The following is a 2,478-nucleotide window of genomic DNA, read 5'->3' as shown; positions in this document are numbered from 1 at the left end:
CCAGCCATGACTGCCAGCCCAGGCGGCCAGCAGCAGGAAGACCACAGTGGGCATGCCCGGAACGACCACACCGATCATCCCCAGCAAAACGAACAGGATCGCCGTTGAGCGCCAGCACAACACCCTGACTGTCTCCATGTCTCCCCTCCTTAGAACAGGCAATGGCCCCGCGAGAGAGTCATTACAGCATGCCCGATTTTCGGGGAATAAAAAAACCCGCCGGACGGCGGGTTTTGCGGATCAATCGACGTGATAGGCCAGCGGATCGTCCAGAGCCGTCTCAGCTTCAGCCGCCTCCGGAGTGGCAGCTGGCCCGGAAACCGCTCTCATGCGCTCCTGCAGCTCTTCTGCGCTCACCGGCTGACCATTGAGGCTCAGGGCGCCACCATTGGCGTTGAGCACACTGCTCCAGCGCTCGCCCTGCCTTTCTACCACGCCCTGCTCGGCCAGGGCTGTCAGCCGGGCGACGTAGGACGCCGGCACCAGTGACTCGTGCATGTCCACACGCACCTGCACATCCAGCATCTGCTGGATTTGCGCCTCATTGAGTGCCATCAGCTCGTCGGCCGGCAGGTTGTTGCCATCCAGCCCCAGGTAACGGGCCTTGCTGTCGACGGTGAGCTGCCGCTCGCCCTGGTGGTCCACCAGCATTTGCAGTGACAGCGCACTGTCACCCGGGTGCAGCAGTTGCTCCGCAGCCACCTGGGTCATTTCTGCCAGCAAGGTCTGGATACGTACCATCTGTTGCTCCATATCCTGCTCACCATCGCCGGACAGGGCGCCCATCAGTGCCCGGGTCTGGATTTCATCCATTTCCCGGTTAAGGGCGTGCACCTTGACCAGTGCCTGTCGGTCCAGACCGGCGTAGTCCATGCCCAGGTAAGCGCTGTCCATGGGCAACGGCACCATTGGCCCGCTGATATTCTCCAGCCATAAGCGGCTGTCACCGCTAAGCGTATCGCCGTGATCCTTGCTGGTGCCCTGCAGGGTCAGATCAAACGCCAGCATCGGCAGCTCCCCCTGGGACCATCGCAACTGCTTGCCGGCCAGGTTGATATCCGCCAGCGGCACTTCACCGCCCAGCATGGCAACGATATCCACGGAACCAGTGAGCGAATCCACCGCGAAACCCATTTTCGGGGAGGACACATCCAGCCCACGCAGGGACAGGTAGGTGTTGACCGGGTAGGCGTCAGCGGTCGGACGTAACACGTCCAGCTGCAACTCCTCGAGCACCACCTTGCCCATGGGCGCCTCCAGATTCACCGGCGACACCGCCACCTTCATGGTCAGGCTGCCATCAAAACCATAGCGGCTATAACCGGTCACCGGCGGCTTGCCCTGAAAAATCTCATTGACCATGGCCGCCATCTCCGGAGGCAGCTCACTCAGATCCAGCACTTCCTCACTGGCGGCAATCCCCACAAACAAGCCATCATCGGTCCAGGCGAAGGGACCGTGGTGAATGGTGCTCAGAGAGCAGATTTGCCCGGACAACGCCGCCAGGTTCGGATTGGAGGCCAACTCGCCCTGAGCGATCAGACAGGTCACCGCCTCGGAACGGAACAGCCCGCGATCATAACGAAGCACGTCAAAGACAATATCGCTCTGCCCCGGAATCACTTCCAGGCCGGCCACTTCGTCGCGAACCAGCGTCTCGGCACGCATGCCCACATAAAACGTGGCCCCCAGCCACGCCACAACCAGCACCACAATCAGTGCAATAACCTTCTTCATGGATATCCCCTTCATCCCTGTCTGTCTTTATTTGATCGACACTATAACGAAAAACCAACATTCACGTCGCCTGCGCGGTTTTCAGGCAAAAAAAAGCCCGCCGTGCTAAGGGCGGGCTTTTTTCTGGCTCTGACGCCAGATCAGAACGCGAAGTGGTCCGCGTCCAGTTCCATCAGACAGTCCAGGCCACCTTCGATAGCGCCCTTGTGACCGGCCGCACGCGGCAGGATGCGCTTGAAGTAGAACTTGGCGGTGCTGATCTTGGCCTTGTAGAAGTCCTCATCACCGGCACCGGATTCCAGCGCAGCGTGTGCCACGGCTGCCATGCGGGCCCACAGATAGGCCAGGGTCACGTAGCCGGAGTACATCAGGTAGTCCACGGACGCGGCACCCACGTAATCCGGGTTCTGCATGGCCTGCATGCCGATGGCCTGGGTCATCTCACCCCATTCCTTGTTGTAAGCGGCCAGCGGCTCCAGCAGTTCCTTCAGGTCGGCATTGTCCGCGTTGGTTTCGCCGAACTTGTGAATGATCTTGGTGAAGGCCCGCAGGGATGCGCCCTGGGTCTGCAGCACTTTACGGCCCAGCAGGTCCAGCGCCTGAATACCGGTGGTGCCTTCATACAGAGTGGAGATACGCGCGTCACGGACGTTCTGCTCCATGCCCCACTCACGGATAAAGCCGTGGCCACCGTAGATCTGCACACCGTGGTTGGCGGATTCCAGACCGGCTTCGGTGAGG

At 60.7% G+C, this 2,478-nt stretch carries 3 protein-coding genes; all 3 read right to left on the bottom strand.

All coding sequences use genetic code 11. The features are described 5' to 3' along the window. Window positions 1-138: DUF454 family protein (locus ACFE0K_RS15180; protein ID WP_434536862.1), on the bottom strand; the 138-nt coding region annotated here is incomplete at its 3' end. 102 nt (window positions 139-240) lie between these two features. After that, window positions 241-1,737 (bottom strand): DUF945 family protein, encoded by a 1,497-nt coding sequence (locus ACFE0K_RS15175; RefSeq protein ID WP_434536861.1) that lies wholly within the window; start codon window positions 1,735-1,737, stop codon window positions 241-243. Between the two features lie 140 nt (window positions 1,738-1,877). Beyond that, the coding region (locus tag ACFE0K_RS15170; protein WP_434536860.1) for an acyl-CoA dehydrogenase C-terminal domain-containing protein at window positions 1,878-2,478 on the bottom strand (601 nt) is incomplete at its 5' end.

The organism is Alcanivorax sp. (assembly GCF_051117345.1).
In the GTDB taxonomy this organism is placed as follows: domain Bacteria; phylum Pseudomonadota; class Gammaproteobacteria; order Pseudomonadales; family Alcanivoracaceae; genus Alcanivorax.
The sequence above is the reverse complement of the archived record's forward strand: the minus strand, read 5'-3'. Positions and strand labels throughout refer to the sequence as shown.

Bases quoted from the DNA above. Each gene is read 5' to 3' on its own strand.
- ACFE0K_RS15175 (WP_434536861.1), bottom strand. From the start codon at position 1,737: ATGAAGAAGGTTATTGCACTGATTGTGGTGCTGGTTGTGGCGTGGCTG.